This window comes from Micromonospora sp. NPDC005254 (assembly GCF_042872525.1).
Lineage (GTDB): Bacteria > Actinomycetota > Actinomycetes > Mycobacteriales > Micromonosporaceae > Micromonospora.
In genome coordinates this window covers 169,672-190,127 of sequence record NZ_JBIAKM010000003.1, presented here as the reverse complement: position 1 = coordinate 190,127, position 20,456 = coordinate 169,672, and the positions used below count along the sequence as shown (strand labels likewise).

General features: G+C 74.6%; 12 protein-coding genes and 1 pseudogene. 9 read left to right on the top strand and 4 right to left on the bottom strand.

Going from position 1 to position 20,456, the window contains the following annotated elements; genetic code table 11:
- The first annotated feature begins 295 nt into the window (after nucleotides 1-295).
- Together ACFYPR_RS10550 and ACFYPR_RS10545 are read left to right on the top strand one after the other, a co-directional pair.
- Nucleotides 296-5,149: a WG repeat-containing protein gene (locus ACFYPR_RS10550; protein ID WP_387259558.1), complete on the top strand. Its 4,854-nt coding sequence runs from the start codon at nucleotides 296-298 to the stop codon at nucleotides 5,147-5,149.
- A gap of 44 nt (nucleotides 5,150-5,193) precedes the next feature.
- Nucleotides 5,194-6,192, top strand: coding sequence for an aldo/keto reductase family protein (locus ACFYPR_RS10545; RefSeq protein WP_354859759.1), 999 nt, complete (start codon nucleotides 5,194-5,196; stop codon nucleotides 6,190-6,192).
- Between the two features lie 58 nt (nucleotides 6,193-6,250).
- Here the strand turns inward: ACFYPR_RS10545 and ACFYPR_RS10540 are convergent, their stop codons facing one another.
- Both ACFYPR_RS10540 and ACFYPR_RS10535 read right to left on the bottom strand, forming a co-directional pair.
- On the bottom strand, nucleotides 6,251-7,048 hold the full coding sequence (locus ACFYPR_RS10540; protein WP_354859758.1) for a site-2 protease family protein: 798 nt from the start codon (nucleotides 7,046-7,048) through the stop codon (nucleotides 6,251-6,253).
- Nucleotides 7,048-7,248 (bottom strand): hypothetical protein, encoded by a 201-nt coding sequence (locus ACFYPR_RS10535; protein WP_030337978.1) that lies wholly within the window; start codon nucleotides 7,246-7,248, stop codon nucleotides 7,048-7,050. Before ACFYPR_RS10535 ends, ACFYPR_RS10540 begins: the two co-directional genes overlap by 1 nt.
- Nucleotides 7,249-7,394: 146 nt before the next feature.
- Between ACFYPR_RS10535 and ACFYPR_RS10530 the strand changes: the two are divergent.
- From ACFYPR_RS10530 to ACFYPR_RS10515, 4 genes and pseudogenes are all read left to right on the top strand, one after another.
- Nucleotides 7,395-8,858: pseudogene (locus ACFYPR_RS10530) on the top strand (protein kinase); the annotation flags it as partial.
- Nucleotides 8,859-9,436: 578 nt separating this feature from the next.
- Nucleotides 9,437-11,410, top strand: coding sequence for a bifunctional adenosylcobinamide kinase/adenosylcobinamide-phosphate guanylyltransferase (locus ACFYPR_RS10525; protein WP_387259555.1), 1,974 nt, complete (start codon nucleotides 9,437-9,439; stop codon nucleotides 11,408-11,410).
- Complete coding sequence (locus ACFYPR_RS10520; protein WP_363938906.1) at nucleotides 11,400-12,173, top strand: adenosylcobinamide-GDP ribazoletransferase; 774 nt, start codon at nucleotides 11,400-11,402, stop codon at nucleotides 12,171-12,173. Before ACFYPR_RS10525 ends, ACFYPR_RS10520 begins: the two co-directional genes overlap by 11 nt.
- 66 nt (nucleotides 12,174-12,239) lie before the next feature.
- A complete protein-coding gene (locus ACFYPR_RS10515; RefSeq protein WP_387180128.1) occupies nucleotides 12,240-13,538 on the top strand; it encodes a DUF2314 domain-containing protein in 1,299 nt (432 codons plus the stop codon).
- Between the two features lie 157 nt (nucleotides 13,539-13,695).
- On the opposite strand, the gene gcvT is transcribed toward ACFYPR_RS10515, so the two are convergent.
- Nucleotides 13,696-14,838, bottom strand: a complete 1,143-nt coding sequence (gcvT, locus tag ACFYPR_RS10510) for a glycine cleavage system aminomethyltransferase GcvT (protein WP_354859746.1) — start codon at nucleotides 14,836-14,838, stop codon at nucleotides 13,696-13,698.
- A 162-nt stretch (nucleotides 14,839-15,000) separates the two neighbouring features.
- Between gcvT and ACFYPR_RS10505 the strand changes: the two genes are divergently transcribed.
- Nucleotides 15,001-16,575 carry a leucyl aminopeptidase gene (locus ACFYPR_RS10505; RefSeq protein WP_387259553.1) on the top strand — a complete coding sequence of 525 codons (1,575 nt, stop codon included), beginning with the start codon at nucleotides 15,001-15,003 and terminating at the stop codon, nucleotides 16,573-16,575.
- Between the two features lie 43 nt (nucleotides 16,576-16,618).
- Here ACFYPR_RS10505 and ACFYPR_RS10500 read toward each other — a convergent pair whose 3' ends face one another.
- Complete coding sequence (locus ACFYPR_RS10500) at nucleotides 16,619-16,948, bottom strand: hypothetical protein (protein ID WP_354859740.1); 330 nt, start codon at nucleotides 16,946-16,948, stop codon at nucleotides 16,619-16,621.
- 178 nt (nucleotides 16,949-17,126) lie between these two features.
- On the opposite strand from ACFYPR_RS10500, the gene lpdA reads away from it, so the two are divergent.
- Both lpdA and sucB read left to right on the top strand, forming a co-directional pair.
- Nucleotides 17,127-18,518: a dihydrolipoyl dehydrogenase gene (lpdA, locus tag ACFYPR_RS10495; RefSeq protein ID WP_355134977.1), complete on the top strand. Its 1,392-nt coding sequence runs from the start codon at nucleotides 17,127-17,129 to the stop codon at nucleotides 18,516-18,518.
- Nucleotides 18,519-18,585: 67 nt separating this feature from the next.
- The gene (sucB, locus tag ACFYPR_RS10490; RefSeq protein WP_387259550.1) at nucleotides 18,586-20,427 is read left to right on the top strand and encodes a 2-oxoglutarate dehydrogenase, E2 component, dihydrolipoamide succinyltransferase; all 1,842 of its coding nucleotides are present in this window, start codon (nucleotides 18,586-18,588) and stop codon (nucleotides 20,425-20,427) included.
- The last annotated feature ends 29 nt before the right edge of the window (nucleotides 20,428-20,456 follow it).

Sequence of the window (20,456 nt, the reverse complement as noted above, 5' to 3'; positions counted from 1 at the left end):
CCATCGGATAACGTTTGCGCTCGTGGGCGGTGCCACAGTGGCGGTGAACGAGCCCACGCCGTTACCCTCCATCCGCAGCCACGCCCTGCCGGAATGGGCGACCCGACCGGCACGCGAGGCCCCAGCGCGACAATGTGCAACGAGGTGACAACGCCGTGAGCGAGCGGACGCGAGCCGGCCACCGGGGCGTGGCAGGCGGCGACCGGACGCCCATGGGCCAGCGGGGCACCACCGCGGCCACCTCACCGTCGACGGGGAGCGGCCACGCGGCCGGGTGTGGCGACGGGCTCAACGGATGAACGGCCGCTACACCGACCGGTGGCGGGACCCGAACGAACCGTCCTGGGTGGTCGAGCCGACCACCGAGTGGCACCCCCAGTTCCCCGGCCAGCGCTACCCCGGCGACATCGGCGTCACCCACCAGCCGGCACCGCCGCGCGGACGGGCGACAGTTGTCGGTCGTACCGAGGTGCCGCCGCTCGCGCCCACCCGACCGGACGGCACCTACCTCGGCCGCTCCTGGGCCGACGAGCCTCCGGGCGAGTCTGCCCCCAACGGCCGGTGGGGGGCGGACGACGAGCCGGGCGGGACACCCTCCTACGGCTGGTCACGCAGCGACGAGCGCCCGGTCGACACGACGCACCACGGACGACCCGAGACCCCGCAGTACGACCATGAGCCGTACCGCCGGCCGCTCCCCGAGCCGCCCCGACGGGAGGAGCGCCGCTCCCCCGAGTCGGACCGGCGGACCGCCTGGTCCGACCGGCGACCCAACGACGACCGGGGACCGGCTCGGGAGGCCGCCTGGCACCGCGAGCAGCCCACTTCCGAGCGGTACGACGGCCGCCCGCCCCGACACGAGCCGGCCGACCGGGACCGGGCGTACCCGACCGCGCCACCCGTCTCCCCCGGGCCCTACTCCCCCGCACCGCGCAGTGACTCCGGCTGGGTGCCCGAGCCGGACGAGGCGCCGCGCCGGCGCGGCACGTCGGAGCGGCCGGCCGCGAGTCACGACCGGCACCCCGGCGACGGGTACGGCACCCGACCGGCCAGGGGCCACGACGGCCGCCCGACCGACGGCTGGGCCGCCGAGGGGGCCGGCCAGTGGGCACCCGTGGACAGCCGCTCCCGCTACCGGGCCGACGGCCACCCCGACCGCCTACCCGACGACGCCCGCCGCCCGGAGCGGGGCGTTGCCGACGGCCGGCCCCGCGTGGACGCTGGCCCCGGTGCGCCCACCGACCGGCAGCGCCGGCCGGACGAGGCATTCGGGACGCCACAGACGTCCGAGGGCGGACGGCGGCGCCGCCCCGAACCGGAGGCACCGGAACAGCCCCGCCGCGACGACGAGCGCCGCCGTCCCGATGTCGAGCCGCACCGGCAGCAACCCCGCGAGGCGGCAGCCCGCACCGAGGCGTACCCGGACCGTCGCGCGCGCGAGAACGCCCGGCCGGAGCGGTACGGCGAGGAGCCGTACCGCGAGGAGACCTACCGCGAGGAGCCGCGGTCGCAGCCCGGCCCCCGGTCGGGTGGCGGCCTGCCCTGGCCGCCGCCCGGTCCGGTGCACCCGGACCGCAGACGGGAGCCGGGCTACCGGCCCGAGCCGCACCGCGGCGCTGAGCCGGAGGTCCCGCCGCGGCCGGCGACGCGACCCGCACGGCCACCGGCGGAGCCGCCCCGGCACGACGAACGGCCCGCGCGTTCCGCCGCGACGGCGCCGCCCACCTCCGGCCGGGCCACCCCGGTCCCGCCCACACCCGTCTCCCCGGCCGCGCCAGGCACCGGCCGGGCAACCCCGGTTCGTCCGGCCTCGCCGGAGCGACCGGTGTCGCCGGCACCCGTCTCGCCCGCCGCGCCCGGACCGGACCGGCCGGTGTCCGCGGCACCCGTCTCCCCCGCCTCGGCGGACCACGCGTGGCAACCATCCACGTCGTCCGGTCGTCCGGAGCGCGACCGGCCGGTGTCCGCCGCACCGGTCTCCCCGGCGGACGTCCCCGTCTCCGGTCCACCGGCCGCCCGGCTGCGGCTGGAGTTCCTGCCCGCCCCGGTGGATCCTCCGTCCTCGGACGAGCGGCCGGAGTCGCCGCAGCGGCCCGAGCACCGCACACCCACCGAACCGGCTTCGACTGCCGACCCTCGCGCCACCGCGCCACCGCGCTATCCCGGCCCGGACAACCGCTCGCACCCGGCGCCGCCCGCCCGTCCCGCCCCGCAGGACCAGCCCCCACAACCCACACCTGGGCAGCGGCCCTCGCCGCCTGCGGATGACCGCCCGCCGGTCGCTCCCCCACCGTCCTGGCAGCGGCCGGAGCAGCCCCCCACCCCCGTGACGCCGACGTCCTCGGCGCCCGCGCCGGATGCCGAGCCGGCGCTTCCGATCGCCCCGGGCGTACCGCGTCGCTACGTGCCCCCGGCGCCCTCGGAAGCGCCAGTGCCGACCGCTGCGGAGCCAGCGGAGGCGTCGGCCCGGGGGCCGGCAGCCTGGTTCAGCCCGGGCGCCCAGCCGGTCGTGCCCGACCAGGACGAGACACCAGCGGACCAGCGGCCGACCGAGGAACCCGAGACCACCACCGTCGCCGAGACGACCGAGGACTGGAAGCCCGGCGACGGGTCGGCCGGCTCGCCACACGCCGAGGACGCGCACGTCCCGTCGGCGGCGTCCGCCCAACCGCTGGTCAGCGACCCCCCAGCCGACCGGCGGCCCGACTCGGCCGTCGAGACCGCTGCGACACCGATCTCCGGACCGCTCGCCGACCCGGTCTCCCCACCACCGAGCCGGCCGGTGTCCGCACCACCAGCCGATCCGATCGCCGTACGCCCCGCCCCACCCGCCTCGGCGCAGCCTGTCTCGGCACCGCCTGTCTCCGCGCCGCCGGACTCGGCCTGGCCCGTCTCGGCCCCGCCAGCCCTCGCGCCGCCGGACACGACACGGCCCGTCTCGGCACCGCCGGGCACCACACCGCCGGACTCGGCCTGGCCCGTCTCGGCACCGCCGGCCTCGGCCACCCCGATGGAGGTGGCCGACGCTGAGCGTCGCCCTCGGGTCGACGACCTCGCCACCCACGTGGAGCCGTCCACCGAACCGACCCCGACCGACGGACGGGAGCCGATCTCCGGACCGCCGGCACACCCGGTCTCCGGTGCTCCACGCGCCTGGTCGGACGACCTGGTCGACGATGCCGACGACGCAGCGGCGGCCGCCGAGCCGGTGTCGGGCGACATCCACCGTCCGCTCGGCGGTGAGCCGTACACAGAGGCGTCGGGGCACCACAGCGACCTCGCCCCCGACGACATCCGCCAGGTCACTGGTGCGACGAGCGCGCCGACCGCCGACGCATCCACCGACGCGTCGCGGGACCGCCTCGCCGACGCCGGACCGTGGGACCGGCCGGCATCGGCGCCGCCCGCGTCGAGCAACGCGTACCCATCGACCGCCAGCCCGGACCCGAATGCCGACCCGGCCGGGTCCGGTCCGGCGACCGAGGCGACGCGCACGCCGCCGCCCGAGCCGGCAGCGGAACGGCCCACCGCGATGGCGCCCGTGTCCGCACCGCCCGCACCGGAGCCCGTACCCCCGGCGGCACTCGCACCGCCGGTCTCCGCACCGCCGGCCGCGCAGGCACCCGTCTCCGCACCGCCCGTCTCCGCACCGCCCGTCTCCGCACCGCCGGCCGCGCAAGCACCCGTCTCCGCACCGCCGGCCGCGCAGGCGCCCGTGTCCGCGCCACCCGCCGCGCCCGTCTCCGCCGTACCGCTCGCTGGCATTCCCGGGCCGCGCAGCGGGTCGTCCGACCAGGACGCGCCGGTGTCGGCGCCGCCCGCCACGGCGCCGGAGCCGCCCCGTCGTTCGCTTGCCGATCAGGGCGACCCGGAGCAGGTCCTGGCCGCGTACCGCTGGCGGCTGGACCCGGTGACCCTGCGCGAGGAGCTGACGGAGCCGGACGCCATGCGGGCCATCCGGCGGCGGTTGACCGAGAAGCTGGGCTCGGCCGTCGACAACAAGGCCCGTGCGCGGCTGCTGAGTCTGCGCGCGGTCGCCTCGCGGATCCTCGGCGACCTCGACGACGCGTTGGCCGACGGCCGGCTCGCCCTCACCTACGCCGAAGCCACCGGCGAGCTGCGCCGGACCGCGCTGGCCCAGGCCCGGCTGGCCCACGTGCTGCGCTGGCGGGGCGACTACGCCGAGGCCGACCAGCTCTTCGCCGAGGCCAACTCGATCGAACTGCCCGACCGGCTGCGCGCCGCCCTGCACGAGCACGCCGGGCGGTGCTGCTATGACCAGGGCCGGCTGATGGAGGCCTGCCACCACTTCGAGCGGGCGCTCGACCTGCGCGGGGCCGGCGACGCCGAGCTGCTGGACCGGATCCGGGTGGCCCTCGACGCGGTCACCGCGCGGGCTTCGGCCGACGGCTTCGGGCCGTACCCCCGGAGTCGGGAAGAGGTGCTCGACCGTGACCGGCCCCCGCAGCCGGACCGGGACGGACCGCTGTGGGGCTACACCGACCACGCCGGCGACGTTGTCATTCCCGCCCGGTACGCCGAGGCGCAGCCCTTCCACGACGGGCTGGCCTGGGTCCGGCGGCCGGACACCGACCGGTGGTCCCTGATCAACCTGCTGGGTACGACGGTGATCCCGCCCTCGTACCGGGCGGTGCGCCCGTTCAGCGACGGCCTGGCCTGGGTGTTCACCGACGGCGGGTGGACGGCGATCGACCCGACCGGCGCGGTGCAGGTTCCGCCCAACTTCGCCGACGTACGGCCGTTCCGCCGAGGGCTGGCCGCGGTGAAGCGCGAGGGGTGGGGTGCGGTCGACCGGACCGGCCGGATCGTGGTGCCGACCCGATACCACGGCTTCGTCACCGAGCTGACCGACGCGGGTCCGGTCGACGGCTTCACCGACGAGGGTCTCGTGGTCGTCGACGTGGCCGGTCGGCGCGGTGTGGTGGACCGGACCGGTGCGGTGCTGGTGCAGCCGTCGTACCCGATGGTGGTCATCCACCCGGTGGCGTTCCTGGTGGTCAGCGGCAGCGGTCGGTGGGGCGCGCTGGACCGGCGGGGTGGGCCGCTGATCGACCTGGTGCACCCCGATCGCGCGGCGGTGCTGGAGGAGATCGACCGGCTGTTGACCGACGCGAACCCGGTGCTCTGAGTCGTCGCTCGGCGATCGTGATCCACCGGAGTTATGGTCGGGGCATGGAATTCCGACACCTGGGCCGTTCTGGCCTGATGGTCAGCGAGATCTCGTACGGCAACTGGATCACCCACGGTTCACAGGTCGAGGAGGACGCGGCGAACGCCTGCGTCCGGGCCGCCCTCGACGCGGGGATCACCACCTTCGACACCGCCGACGTGTACGCCGGCACCCGGGCCGAGGACGTGCTCGGCCGGGCGCTGCAGAACGAGCGTCGCGAGGGCCTGGAGATCTTCACCAAGGTCTACTGGCCGACCGGGCCGGGTCGCAACGACCGCGGCCTGTCCCGCAAGCACATCATGGAGTCGATCAACGGCTCCCTGCGCCGGCTGCGCACCGACTACGTGGACCTCTACCAGGCCCACCGGTACGACCACAGCACGCCGCTGGAGGAGACGATGGAGGCGTTCGCCGACGTCGTGCACTCCGGCAAGGCGCACTACATCGGCGTCTCCGAGTGGACCGCCGAGCAGCTGCGGGCCGCCCACCCGCTCGCCCGGGAGCTGCACGTCCCGCTGGTCTCCAACCAACCCCAGTACTCGATGCTGTGGCGGGTCATCGAGACCGAGGTCGTGCCGGCCAGCGAGGAGCTGGGCATCGGCCAGATCGTCTGGTCGCCGATGGCCCAGGGCGTGCTCTCCGGCAAGTACCTGCCGGGGCAGCCGCCGCCGGCCGGTTCCCGTGCCACCGACGAGAAGTCGGGCGCGAACTTCATCTCCCGGTTCATGAACGACGACGTCCTGACCCGGGTGCAGCAGCTCAAGCCGCTCGCCGAGCAGGCCGGGCTGAGCATGGCCCAGCTGGCCGTGGCGTGGGTCCTGCAGAACCCGAACGTCTCGTCGGCGATCATCGGCGCGTCCCGCCCCGAGCAGGTGCACGACAACGTGAAGGCGGCCGGGGTGAAGCTCGACGCCGAGCTGCTCAAGGCCATCGACGAGATCGTCGAGCCGGTCACCGAGCGGGACCCGGCCAAGACCGAGTCTCCCGCCGAGCGGCCCTGACGCGGGTCCGGTCCGGTCGGCGCACCCGCGCCGGCCGGACCGGACAACTCAGCTCGACTCAGCTCCGCCAGAACCGGATCAGGTCCAGGCCGGCGGCGTACAGCCACGACGGCAGGCCGAGCAGGTCACCCACGGCGAAGACCGCGTCGAAGAACCAGCCGCCGATTCGCGGGTTCCACAGCAGCGCGAAGAGCAGAAGAAAGCCGTACGGGGCGAACAGGTCGTACATCCTGCGCCACTGCGGATTGAGCCACGGCTGGATCATGTTGCCGCCGTCCAGGCCGGGCACCGGCAGCAGGTTGAGCACGCTCGCGGTGAGCTGGAGGAACGCCAGCAGCGCCACCCCGGCCCAGAACTCCACCGGGCCACCCGAGGACGTGCCGAGTCGCACCGCCAGCACGAGCAGCAACGTGAACAGCACGTTGGTCGCCGGGCCGGCGAGGCTGACCAGGGTGTGCCGCAGTCGCCCCCCGATGGCGTGCCGGTCCACCCACACCGCGCCGCCGGGCAGGCCGATGCCGCCGAGCAGCACCACCACCACCGGCAGCACGATCGACAGCAGGGGGTGGGTGTACTTGAACGGGTTGAGCGTCAGGTAACCGCGGTGGGCGATGTCCCGGTCGCCCGCGCGGTAGGCCACCACGGCGTGGGCGTACTCGTGCAGGCAGAGCGACACCAGCCAGCCGGACACCACGAACACGAAAACGTCGAAGCGGACGCTGCCGTAGCCGTTCCAGGCCAGCACCCCGCTGACCGCGAAGAGCGCGACCAGGCCGAGGAAGACCGGGCTGGGCCGGAACGCCGCCTTGGGCACGCCGAGCACCAGCCCGTCGGCGCCCGGCCGGTCGTAGGCCATCACTCGGCCGTGGGCAGCAGGCTCATCCGGTACTCCACCCGGTCGTCCTCGACGAGCGCGACCGAGGTGACGCCGGACGCCGCGAGCTCACGCCAGGTCTGACCGATCCAGGATTCGGCGTCGGCCTGGCTGCCGAACGACTCCGCCGGGCCCTCCACCGTCTGACCGTCCGTGCCCTCGTACCGCCAGCTCCACGCCATGCCGCGTCTCCCCTCGCCGCTGAAGTCCCCGTGGGACGAACCCCCGCCAGCGTAGTCGGCCCGGCGCGCAACGGCCGCTCGCTCGCCCCCCGCGGCAACCCACGGGTTGATCAACCCCCGTCGGTGCGGGCCGGTACGGTGGCTCGGTGCTGACACGGGGAGTGCTGCTCGGCGACCGGTACCGGCTGGGCGAGCGGGTGGCGACGGGCGGGATGGGCGCGGTCTGGCGGGGCACCGACGTGCTGTTGGAGCGCGAGGTGGCGGTGAAGGTACTGCTGCCGTCGCTGGTCGCCGATCCGGAGTTCACCGCCCGCTTCCGCGCCGAGGCGCGGATGCTCGCGGCGTTGCGGCACCCCGGCGTGGTCGCGGTGCACGACGTCGGGCAGGCCGCGCTCGCCGACGGCAGCCGGGTCGACTACCTGGTGATGGAGTACGTCGAGGGCGAGCCGTTGTCGGTCCGGGTACGCACGGCGGGTCGACTGGACGCGGCCACCACCATGTCGGTGCTGGCGCAGGCCGCCGACGCCCTGCACACCGCCCATCTCGCCGGCATCGTGCACCGGGACGTGAAGCCCGGCAACCTGCTGGTCAAGGCGGACGGTCGGGTGGTGCTCGTCGACTTCGGCATCGCCCGGTCCCGCAGCATGGCCGGGCTGACCGCCGCGAACATGGTGCTCGGCACCGCCGCGTACATGTCTCCCGAGCAGGCCACCGGCCAGCCGGTCGCCGCCGCCACGGACATCTACGCCCTCGGGGCGGTGGCGTACTTCTGCCTGGCCGGGCAGCCACCGTTCGAAGGCGACAACCCGCTCGCGGTGGCGTTGCGGCACGCCCAGGACGAGCCGGCCCCGCTGCCGCCGGACACGCCGCCCGCGGTGGCGGCGGTGGTCGCGCGGGCGATGGCCAAGCGGCCCGCGGACCGGTACGCCAGCGCCGCTGAGCTGGCCGCTGCCGCCGCTGATGCCCGCGACGCGACCCTGGCCAGCATCCCGCCCTCCGCCCGCCCTCCGTGGGCGGTGGCCGCACCCGCCCCGCCCGTGGTGGGCGCCACCACCCCGCCGCCCGTCGCGCCGCCGGTTCCGCCCGTTTCGAGTCCCACGCCGCCCGTGCCGACCCGCGCGCCGACGCCGCCGGTCCCGACCACGGATCCGGCCCTGCCACCGGCCTTCCGGGCCGGGATGGTCCAGATCCGGCCAACCGAGACCGGGCCGACCCGCGAGGATCCGTTGCCGACGTCGTCAAGCCGGCGACGCGGGCCGCTGCTGGTCGGGGTGGGCGCGATCATTCTGATCGCGCTCGTCGGCGGTGCCGTGGCGGCGCTGCGGCCGGACGCCGGGCCGGGCAGGACGACCGGTCCGGCGGCGCTGACGGGTGAGTCGACGTCGGGCACCGGCGTCGCGCTGCCGACCGCGGATACCACCACCCCGGGACCCCGGGCCAGTGGCACGCCGAGCGCCGACCGGACCGCGACCGCCACACCGACCGGCGGCGACCGATCGGGTACGCCCGCCAGCGGCAGCCCGGTCACCCGCAGCGCGGCACCGGGGACCACGCCGACCGGGGCGGCCAGCGGCAGACCGACGTCCAGTGGCAGCCCGGCGGGCCGGCCCAACCCGTACGCGGCGGCGCAGGCGTGCGGCAGCGGCTATCAGGTGATCGACTCGGCGACGCTGACCGACGGTGGCGGCCGTCGTCAGGGTCGCGTCTACCTGCTCTACCACTCGGGCAACGGCAACAACTGCGTGGTCACCCTCAAGGACACCGCGGTCGGGGCCAGGACGGCGGCGTCGGCGTATCTGGAGGTGCAGGGACGGGCCCGCAGCACCGACAGCGGCTCGTTCGACTACTACGCGGGCCCGGTGCGGGCCTCCGCCGCTGGCGCGTGCGTGAAGTGGGGCGGCGCCACCGGCGGGGTCAGCTACGGCAGCGGGTTCGAACACTGCGGCTGACCACCCACAACGCTGCGCCACGCTCCTCGCCCCCGGACACCGGGGCGGGCTAGATCTTGGACACTTTCCGTTCCGAGCTGACGGAAACTGTCCAAGATTGCCGGCGCTCGCGGGGGCGCTGCGGACGGCGCAGGAGGGAAGCGGACGCTTGCCTGCAATGGACGCGGAACGGACTTTCGATCGTCGGCAGGGCTGGGGCGACGTGCCCAGACCCGGGGCATGAGAACTAAGGTACGGACATGTCCGTTGACGGGTGGAACACGGTCCTGGTGCTCGGCGGTATCCGGTCCGGCAAGTCCGAGTTCGCCGAGTCCCTGGTCGCCGACGCGCCGGTGGTTCGCTACATCGCCACCGCGCCGGAGGGCGACCCGGAGGACACCGAGTGGGCGACCCGGCTGGCGACGCACCGCGCCCGCCGACCGGGCAGCTGGACCACCGAGGAGACCGCCGGAGAGCCGCGTCGGCTGGCGGACGTGCTCGAATCCGCCGAGCCCAACGAGACGCTTCTCGTGGACGACCTGGGCGGCTGGGTGACCGTGCTGCTCGACCCGGAGTACCAGCCCGCCGACGACGTGGCGACGATCGCCGAGCTGGCCGAGGCGATCCGCACCTGCGCGGCGCGGGTGGTGCTGGTGAGCCCCGAGGTGGGGCTGTCGCTGGTGCCGACCACCCCGCTGGGCCGGGCGTTCACCGACGCGCTCGGCGCGGCCAACCGCGCGGTCGCCGATGCCTGCGACGCAGTGGTGCTGGTGGTCGCGGGCCAACCGGCCTGGCTGAAGCCGGCACCCACCACCGCCGTTGCTGCTGCCGCCGCCGCCGCGACCGTGAGCGCGTCGGCGAGCCCTGTGTCGCCGGCCGCGAGCCAGACCGGCGCATTCCAGGCCGGCACGAGCCTGCTCGACGCCGAGCCCACCCCCGAGGTCCAGCTGCCCGACGTGCTGACCCACACCCCGCCGGTCGCCCCGAACCAGGAGCCCGGCAACCCCTGGGCCGCGCCGACCATGGCGCTGCCGATGGTGGCCACCGGGCTGGTCATCCAGCCGGGCATGGAGCTGCCGATGCCCGACGACTACGCCGGTCCGCAGGCGGTGGACCGGCTGGCCACGTTGGACGTACCCGGTGCCGGGCTGGGCGTGCTGGACCGGGTGGTCGGCTTCGCCGCCGCCACCCAGGGCACGTCGACGCCGGCCGCCTGGGGTTCGGTGCGGGTGCTGCTGCTCAACGGCGACCACGCCGGTGGCGCGTCGGCCGGCGCCGTCGCGGGCGAGTCGGCGCGTCGGGCCGCACAGGCCCGCGCCGGGCGGGGGGCGCTGGCCCGGCTGGCCGCCGAGAGCGGCGCGAGCCTGCAGGTGGTGGACACCCCCGCCTCCGCGCCGATGGAGACCCAGCCGGCGCTCACCGGCGAGCAGGTCGAGTCGGCACTGCGCTACGGCTGGCGGCTGGCCGAGCAGGCCGCCGACGCGGGCGTACAACTGCTGGTCCTGGGGGCGTGCGGCGCCGGCACCGAGGCGGCCGCGGCGGCGGTGCTGGCGGCCACGGCCGGCGCGGAACCACCGGCGGTGCTGGGCCGGGTGATCACCGATTCCGGTGAGATCGACGACGCGGCCTGGATGGTCCGCTGCGCGGCGGTGCGCGACGCGCTGCACCGCACCCGCCGCTCGCCGCGCGGCGCGAAGGACGTGCTGTCCGAGCTGGGTGGCGGCGATGTGGCGGTGGCCACCGGCGTGCTGCTGGGCGCCACCGCCCGCCGGGTGCCGGTGCTGCTGGACGGGCCGGTCGGGCTGGCCGCCGGGATGGTCAGCCGTGACCTGGCCGGGCAGGCGCGGCACTGGTGCCTGCTGGCCGACCACGGCCAGCACCCCGCGGTGCGGCTGGCCGCCGACGTGCTCGGCCTCACGCCCCTGCTCGACCTGCGGCTGGACCTCGGCGAGGGCGCCAACGCCCTGGTCGCGCTGCCGCTGCTGCGCTCGGTGCTGGCACTGGCCGCCGCGCTGCCGGTGCACCCGTCGCTGGCGGGCGACGCCGACGCGGACCGGGCCGACGAGCCGCAGGCCGACCCGGAGCCCGACGACGCCGAGCCCGACGACGCCGAGCCGGCGTACACCGGGCCCGACTACACCGACCCGGAGTTCGCCGAGCCGGAGCCGGCCGGGCCGGGGCCCACCCGCACGGGGGCGGACGAGCAGCCGGCGTCGGGCTGGCGTGCCGGCTGAGTCGCGGCTCGTCGCGGGAGCCCGGCTGGCGGTCACCACCTTCAGCACGTTGCCGGTACGCGCCGGCCGGATCGACCGCCCGGTGGCGGGTACCGCGATGGCGCTCGCCCCGGCCGTCGGCGCGCTGCTCGGCGTACTGCTGGGCGGCGTCCTGCTGCTGACCGGCCTGCTCGCTCCCCCGCTGGTGGCCGCCGGCGTGACGGTGGGCGCCGCCGCCCTGCTCACCCGAGGGCTGCACCTGGACGGGCTGGCCGACACCGTGGACGCGCTCGGGTCGTACCGGCGGGGGACTGCCGCCCTGGAGATCATGAAGAAGCCGGACGTCGGACCGTTCGGTGTGGTCGCGCTGGTGGTCGTACTCCTGGTGCAGGCCGCGGCGCTCGCCGACCTGGCCGGCCGGTCCTGGCCGGCGTGTGTCGCGGCGGTGGTGGCGGCCACCGCGGCCGGGCGGCTGGGTGTGACGGTGGCGTGCCGACGGGGCGTGCCCGCGGCCCGGCCGGACGGGCTGGGGGCCCTGGTGGCGGGAACCGTCGGCCCGGTGGCGCTGGCCGTCGGCGCGGTCGCCGTCGTGCTGCTGGCGGTGCCCGCGGTGCCGGGCCACCCGTGGCAGGGGCCGCTCGCCGTCGTCGCCGCGCTCGCCGTCGCGGTCGCGCTGCTGGCCCACGTGGTACGCCGGCTCGGCGGGATCACCGGCGACGTGCTCGGCGCGACCGTCGAGGTGGTCACCACGCTGGTCTACCTCGGTGTGGTGCTGTCCGCCTGAAGCCGGCGCGGCCGGCCGGGTAGCGTTCGGCTCGACAGCACCGGCACGGCCACCGGGGGAACCCACATGCTCATCACGGACGACTTCCTGCCCGTACCGGTGCCGGAGTCGCTCAGCGCGACCTACCTGGTGCCGATGGCGGGGCTGCCGAAGGTCAGCGCGAAGACGGCGGTGGCGGCGCTGACCGGCCGACTGGCCGAGCCGGTGCACGGGCTCGCCCGCCAGATGCTGGACAGCCCGCTGATGAGCGTGGACACCCGGCCGATCGCCGAGTTCCCCGCGCTCCCGCCGGATCTGCTCACCGCGTTCGGCGCCACCGAGGCGCAGCTGGCCCGGCTGGCCGCGGCGACACACCTGGTCGTGGTGCAGGCGGAGTACCGGCCGGGCTGGCCGCCCGCGCACGAGTGGGCGGCCCGGGCGGTGGCGGCGGCGGTGGCGGAGTCCGTCGACGGCGACGTGGTGGACGTCTTCGGCCTCCAGTTCCTCGACCCGGCGACCGCGCTGCGCTCACTCCCCGACGAGCAGGGCCGGATCCGGCTGATCGACTGGGTGCTGGTGCCGTACTCCTCGGACACCGAGGGGCTGTGGTTCACCACGAAGGGGCTGCGGCGCTTCGGTCTGCTGGAGTTGCAGACCCAGGGGGTGCCCGACCATCTGACCCGCGCCTGGGGCGCGGTGATGACCGGGGCGGCCCGGCGGCTGCTGCGGGACTGGACCGACGGGCTCACCGGCGAGGAGGTGCCCGCGTTCGTGCAGCTGCCGGTGCTGGCCACGGTGACCGGGCACGACATCGCGGTGGCGTACGGCAACCCGGAGCAGCATGGCGCGACGGCCCCGGTGCTGCTGCGCCTGGAGCTGGACCCGGCGACCGACCCGGAGGCCGACTCGTTCCTGAGCCTGCGTCCGCCGGCCGGGCATCCCGGCCCGGACGGGCGCTACTACGCAGCCGCCTGCGCGACGTTGTTCTCCGGCATCCAGCCGGACGTACGCTACGCCCGTTCCGGTGACGCGATGAGCCACGCGGTCGCCACCGCCCGGGCCGCCCTGGGCGACGCGCGGGCCCGCTTCGTCGCCGGCCAGTTACCGGCCGAGTCGCAGCTGGTCGTCAAGTACGGCCTGCCGGGCGACGACGGCCCGGAGTACGTCTGGGCGGGCGTCACCTCGTGGGAGACCCCGGAGCGGATCGTCGGCGTCAGCGCCAGCGACGCCAACACCGACGAGAGCGTGCGCATCGGCACCCCCGTGGTGGTGGAGGCGACCGACGTCGTCGACTGGGCCGTCCTGAACGCGACCGGAGTCATCGAAGGCGGCTGGACCCAGGCAGTCCTGGACTCCGGCGAACCCCCCACCACCCCAACCCCCTAACCCCACCCCCTCCGGCTCCCCCACCCCCTCCGGCTCCCCACCCCATCCGCGTTGATCATGAAGTTATTGCCACCGGCATCGGCGTGTCGTGGCAATAACTTCATGATCAACCAGGTCGGGGCCCGGGGCGGCGGGGTGGGGAGGGGGTGGGTTGGGGTTAGTGGGTTGAGGGGGTTACGAAGGGGGGTTTCTGGAGGCGCAGGGGGGCTTGGCGGCCTCGGATGTCGACCTGCACCTCGTCGCCGTCGGCCAGGTTGGCGTCCGTGTCCAGCAGGGCCAGGGCGATGCCCTGCTTGCGGGTCGGGCTGAAGGTGCCGCTGGTCACCGTGCCGACCTGCTTGTCGCCCACGTGCAGGGTCATGCCGGGGCGCGGGATGGCGCGGTCGACGGCCACCAGGCCGCGGAGCGTACGTCGGGGGCCGGCGGCCTTCTCGGCGAGCAGCGCGTCGCGACCCCAGAAGGCCGGCTTGTCCCACCCGACCGCCCAGCCCGAGCGGGCCTGCACCGGGGTGATGTCCAGCGAGAGGTCCTGCCCGTGCAGCGGGTAGCCCATCTCGGTGCGCAGCGTGTCCCGGGCGGCCAGCCCGCAGGCGCGCAGCTCGAACGCCTTGCCGGCGGCGAACAGCGCGTCCCACACGGTCACCGCGTGCTCCGCCGGCACGACCAGCTCGTAGCCCAGCTCGCCGGTGTAGCCGGTACGGCAGACGGTCAGTTCCACCTCGGCGAGGCTGTCGGTGAAGCTGGCGGCGTCGAAGCTCATGTAGCCGTGCTCGGTGGGCAGGTCGAGAGCGGCGAGCAGTTCGCCCGAGCGGGGGCCCTGCACGGCCAGCACCGCGTACGCCTCGTGCTCGTCGGTGATGGTGATCCGCTCCGGGGCGGCGGCGCGCAGTCGGCGCACCACCTCGGCGGTGTTCGCGGCGTTCGGGATGAGGAAGACGTGGTCCTCGGCGTACAGGTAGGCGATGATGTCGTCCACCACGCCGCCGGTGGCGTCGTCGCAGCACAGCGTGTACTGCGCTCGGCCGGGCCCGATGCGGCGCAGGTCGTTGCTGAGGCAGGAGTTGACGAAGTCGGCCGCGCCGGGGCCGGCCACCCGAACCTTGCCCAGGTGCGACACGTCGAAGACCCCCACCGCCGTACGCACCGCGGCGTGCTCCTTGAGCACCCCGCCGCCGGCGTACTCCAGCGGCATCTCCCAGCCCCCGAAGGGGGCGAACTTGGCGCCGGCGGCGGTGTGCCGCTCGTGCAGCGGGGAACGACGCAGCCGGGTCGCGGCGGCGTCGGAGGTCACGTCGGTCATGGGTGGCAACTTACCGGGGGTAACGCCGCTGGTTAGCATCGGCGGGACCCCGTTGGTGTGATCGACGGGACAGCCCTGACGTCCGGCGGGTAGGTTCCGCCGGAGACCTTCACCGCTGGTACGCGACGCCGCGACCGGCCCGGCCCGCCCGGAGTAGCTTCAGTGACATCACCCCGCACCACCAACCTGAGCCTGGTCGACACCGACCCGGCCGAGCTCGCCGTCGACGCGATCGTGATCGGCGTGCACAGCCAGACCGGAGAGCAGGGCGCCACCAGCGGCCTCGCCGGCAACCTGCTGCTCGCCAGCGGCGCGGAGAGCATCGCCGTCGCCTTCGACGGCAAGCTGACCGAGACCCTCGCGCTGCTCGGCGCGACCGGTGGGGCGGGTGAGGTCATCAAGCTGGCCACGCTGGGCACCGTCACCGCCCCGCTGGTCGTCGCGGTCGGGCTCGGCCCGGAGCCGACGGGCGCCGCCCCGGCACCGGAGACGCTGCGCCGCGGCGCCGGCGCGGCGGTCCGGGCCCTGGCGGGTGCGCCGAAGGTGGCGCTGAGCATGCCGCTGCCCGACGACGCGGACGCGCCGGCCGCGCTGCGCGCGGTCGCCGAGGGCGCGCTGCTCGGCGGGTACCGGTTCGCCGGCTACAAGACCCGTCCGCAGCCGACCCGGCGGGAGCCGGTGGCCGACGTGCTGATCGCCGTTCCGGACGCCGCTGAGCCGGCCGCCCAGGCGGAGATCACCCGGGCGCAGGCAGTCGCCGGCGCGGTCCGGCTCAGCCGGGACTGGGTGAACACCGCCCCGAACGAGCTGCGGCCCCCGTCGTTCGCCGACGCCGTGGCCGCCGCCGCCCGCGACGCGGGCCTCGGCGTCGAGGTGCTGGACGAGGCGGCGCTGGCCGCGGGCGGGTACGGCGGCATCATCGCGGTCGGGCAGGGCTCGGAGGCCCCGCCGCGACTGGTGAAGCTCACCTACACGCCGCAGGACGGCGGCAACGGCAAGCGGGTCGCGCTGGTCGGCAAGGGCATCACCTTCGACACCGGTGGCATCTCGATCAAGCCGGCGCAGGGCATGTGGGAGATGAAGTCCGACATGGCGGGCGCCGCCGCGGTGGGCGCGGCCATGCTGGCGATCGCGGCGCTGAAGCCGGCGGTGGCGGTCAGCGCGTACCTGCCGATGGCCGAGAACATGCCGTCGGGCACCAGCTACCGGCCGGGCGACGTGATCAGCATGTTCAGCGGCAAGAAGGTGGAGGTGCTCAACACCGACGCCGAGGGCCGCATGGTCCTGGCCGACGCCATCGCCCGCGCGTGCGCCGACGGCACCGACTACCTGTTCGAGACCTCCACCCTGACCGGCGGTCAGGTGATCGCGCTGGGCAAGCGGGTGGCCGGCGTGATGGGCACCCCCGAGCTGTGCGAGCGGGTCCGGACGGTCGGCGACGCGGTCGGCGAGCCGGCCTGGCCGATGCCGCTGCCGGACGACGTGCGCAAGGGCATGGACTCCGACGTGGCGGACATCTCGCAGGTCAACGCCGGGATGGACCGGGCCGGGCACATGCTGCAGGGCGGCGTGTTCCTGCGCGAGTTCGTGGCCGACGACGTGGCGTGGGCGCACATCGACATCGCCGGGCCGGGCTACCACTCGGGCGAGCCGACCGGCTACTGGACCAAGGGCGGCACCGGCGTGCCGGTCCGCACGCTCGTCCAGCTGGTCGAGGACGTCGCCGCCAACGGCTGACGGACGTAATGCCGAGGGGCCCCTTGCGGGGCCCCTCGGCATTTCAGTACTGGTCGGGTCGGCGCTTGCGGCGCTCGTTGAAGTCGCGCATCCGCTGCGGGTAGCCCATCAGCCGGACGTCGTACACCGGGATGCCCATCCGGTACGCGAAGCGCCGCGCGCCGTCCGGGCCGTCGATGCGGCGGCGCGTCCACTCCCCGTCGTCGGCGATCAGGATGACTGTGGTCTGGGTGACCGTCGTCCGGGGCTCGATGAACGCCTCGACGCCGCGCCGGCTGCGGATGAAGTTCGCGAGATGGTCCAGATCGCCGGGATCGGCCGCGCGGTCGTGGCTCAGCACACGCGCCTGCTTCCGGCGCCGGAACAACCCCACCGAACCGCTCCCCCACGTCATGTCATCGACAACGGTGCCAAGGGTACGTGTCGATGACGTGTCGTTGGGCACCTCACTACGCACCCTGTGCCCGGTGGTGACAAGATGACCGAGGTGGGGTGTGTCCGTGTTACCCCTCCGTGACCCCCGATGCAGTGACGCGACCTGGGAGTTGGACGTGAGCGAGCCGAACGAAGCGACCTTCGACATCGTCATCCTCGGAGGTGGCAGCGGCGGCTACGCGGCGGCGCTGCGCGCCGCCCAGCTGGACCTGTCCGTCGCGCTGATCGAAAAGGGCAAGCTCGGCGGGACCTGCCTGCACAACGGCTGCATCCCGACCAAGGCGCTGCTGCACGCGGCGGAGATCGCCGACCAGACCCGCGAGTCGGAGCAGTTCGGTGTGAAGGCCGAGCTGGTCGGCGTCGACATGGCCGGCGTCAACTCGTACAAGGACGGCGTGATCTCCCGGCTGTACAAGGGTCTGCAGGGCCTGGTGGGCGGCTCGAAGAACATCACCTTCGTGGCCGGCGCCGGAAAGCTGGTCGGCAAGAACGTGGTCGAGGTGGACGGCAAGCGCTACACCGGCCGCAACATCGTCCTGGCCTCCGGCTCGTACGCCAAGAGCCTGCCCGGCCTGGAGGTCGACGGCGAGCGGATCATCACGAGCGACCACGCGCTGACCCTGGACCGGGTCCCCTCGTCGGTGATCGTCCTCGGCGGCGGTGTGATCGGCGTCGAGTTCGCCAGTGTGTGGAAGTCCTTCGGCGCGGACGTGACGATCGTCGAGGCGCTGCCTCGGCTGGTGGCCGCCGAGGACGAGGAGTCGTCCAAGGCTTTGGAGCGGGCGTTCCGCAAGCGGAAGATCAACTTCAAGGTCGGCAAGCCGTTCGAGAAGGTCGAGAAGACCGAGAACGGCGTCAAGCTGACCATCTCCGGCGGCGAGACCGTCGAGGCGGAGCTGCTGCTGGTCGCCGTCGGTCGCGGCCCGAACACCGCCAACCTCGGGTACGAGGAGCAGGGCGTCACAATGGACCGCGGCTACGTGCTGACCGACGAGCGGCTGCGCACCAGCGTGCCGAACGTCTACGCCGTCGGCGACATCGTGCCGGGCCTCCAGCTCGCGCACCGGGGCTTCCAGCAGGGCATCTTCGTCGCCGAGGAGATCGCCGGGCAGACCCCGGCCGTCATCGACGAGGTCGGCATCCCGCGGGTCACCTACTGCGACCCGGAGCTGGCGTCGGTGGGCCTGACCGAGGCGAAGGCCAAGGAGCAGTACGGGGCCGACAAGGTCCAGGCGTACAACTACTCGCTCGGCGGCAACGGCAAGAGCCAGATCCTCAAGACCACCGGCTTCGTGAAGCTGGTCCGGGTCGAGGACGGCCCGGTCGTCGGCGTCCACATGGTCGGCGCGCGGGTGGGTGAGCTGATCGGTGAGGCGCAGCTCATCTACAACTGGGAGGCCTACCCGGCCGAGGTCGCCCAGCTCGTGCACGCCCACCCGACCCAGAACGAGGCCCTGGGCGAGGCGCACCTGGCTCTCGCCGGCAAGCCGCTGCACGCGCACGCCTGATCACCCAAACCGCGGCGTCCGGCGACGGGCGAAGATCCCCCAAGGGGAATGAAGGAGTCTGGAGAACATGCCGGTATCGGTCACCATGCCCCGGCTCGGCGAGAGCGTCACCGAGGGCACCGTCACGCGCTGGCTCAAGCAGGAGGGCGACACGGTCGAGGTCGACGAGCCCCTGCTCGAGGTCTCGACCGACAAGGTCGACACCGAGATCCCGTCGCCCGCGGCGGGCGTGCTGAGCCGGATCGTGGTCGGCGAGGACGAGACCGCCGAGGTCGGTAGCGAGCTGGCCGTCATCGCCGGTGAGGGCGAGTCGACCGGTGGCGGCGAGGCCGCCGGTCAGGAGCAGGCCCCGGCCGAGTCGGCGGAGCCGGCCGCCGAGCCGACGGCCGCCGCCGAGGGCACCGCCGACGAGGTGACGCAGGACCAAACCCCGGCCGAGACGCCGGCTCCGGCCGCCGCGCCGTCGGGCGAGGGCACCGCGGTGAAGATGCCGGCCCTGGGTGAGAGCGTCACCGAGGGTACGGTCACCCGCTGGCTCAAGCAGGTCGGCGACACCATCGAGGTGGACGAGCCGCTGCTGGAGGTCTCCACCGACAAGGTGGACACGGAGATCCCGTCGCCGGTCGCCGGCACGGTGCTGGAGATCAAGGTCGCCGAGGACGAGACCGCCGACGTCGGCGCCGACCTGGCGATCATCGGCGTCGCCGGTGGGGCCCCCGCTCAGACCAAGCCCGAGCCGAAGCCCGAGCCGAAGGCGGAGGCCGCGCCGGCGCCGAAGGCCGAGCCGAAGCCGGAGCCGAAGGTCGAGGAGCCCACCCCGGGCATGTCGTACAACGAGCCGGCCGCCGAGGCGGAGACCTCGGCGCAGCCAGCGCAGGCCGAGCAGGCGGCTCAGCCGTCCGGGCCGACCGCCGCGCCGCAGCGCCCGTCCGCCCCGGCGCCGGGTGGCGGCGAGGAGACCGCCGGGTACGTCACCCCGCTGGTCCGCAAGCTGGCCAGCGAGCACGGCGTCGACCTGGGCTCGCTCAACGGCACCGGCGTGGGTGGCCGGATCCGCAAGCAGGACGTCCTCGACGCGGCCGAGAAGGCGAAGGCCGCCAAGGCCGCGCCGGCTCCGGCGGCACAGCCGGCCGCCACCGCGCCGGCCGCCACCGCGCCGGCCGCGAAGCCGCAGCCGAGCGGTAAGCGGGGCACCACGGAGAAGCTCCCCCGGATCCGCAAGGCCATCGCCAAGCGGTTGCACGAGTCGCTGCACGAGATGGCGCAGCTCACCACGGTGGTCGAGGTGGACGTCACCCGGGTCGCCAAGCTGCGGGCACAGGCGAAGGACTCCTTCGTGCAGCGGCACGGCGTGAAGCTGTCCTTCCTGCCGTTCTTCGCCCTCGCCGCCGTCGAGGCGCTCCAGACGTACCCGATCGTCAACGCCCGGATGGACCTTGAAGGTGGCACGATCACCTACCCGGAGGCGGAGCACCTCGGCATCGCGGTGGACACCGAGCGGGGCCTGCTGACGCCGGTCATCCACAACGCCGGCGACCTCAACCTGGGCGGCATCGCCAAGCGGGTCGCGGACCTGGCCGAGCGGACCCGGACCAACAAGGTCAGCCCGGACGAGCTGGCCGGGGCGACCTTCACGCTGACCAACACGGGCAGCCGGGGCGCGCTCTTCGACACCCCGATCGTGCCGTCGCCGCAGTCGGCGATGCTCGGCACGGGTGCCGTGGTCAAGCGGCCGGTCGTGGTCAACGACCCGGAGCTGGGCGAGGTCGTCGCGGTCCGGTCGATGGTCTACCTGGCCATGTCCTACGACCACCGGCTGATCGACGGCGCCGACGCGGCGCGCTTCCTGACCGCGGTCAAGGAGCGGCTGGAGGCCGGCAACTTCGAGTCGGAGCTGGGCCTGGCCTGATCCCACGCCAACGCCGAAAGGGCGCCCCG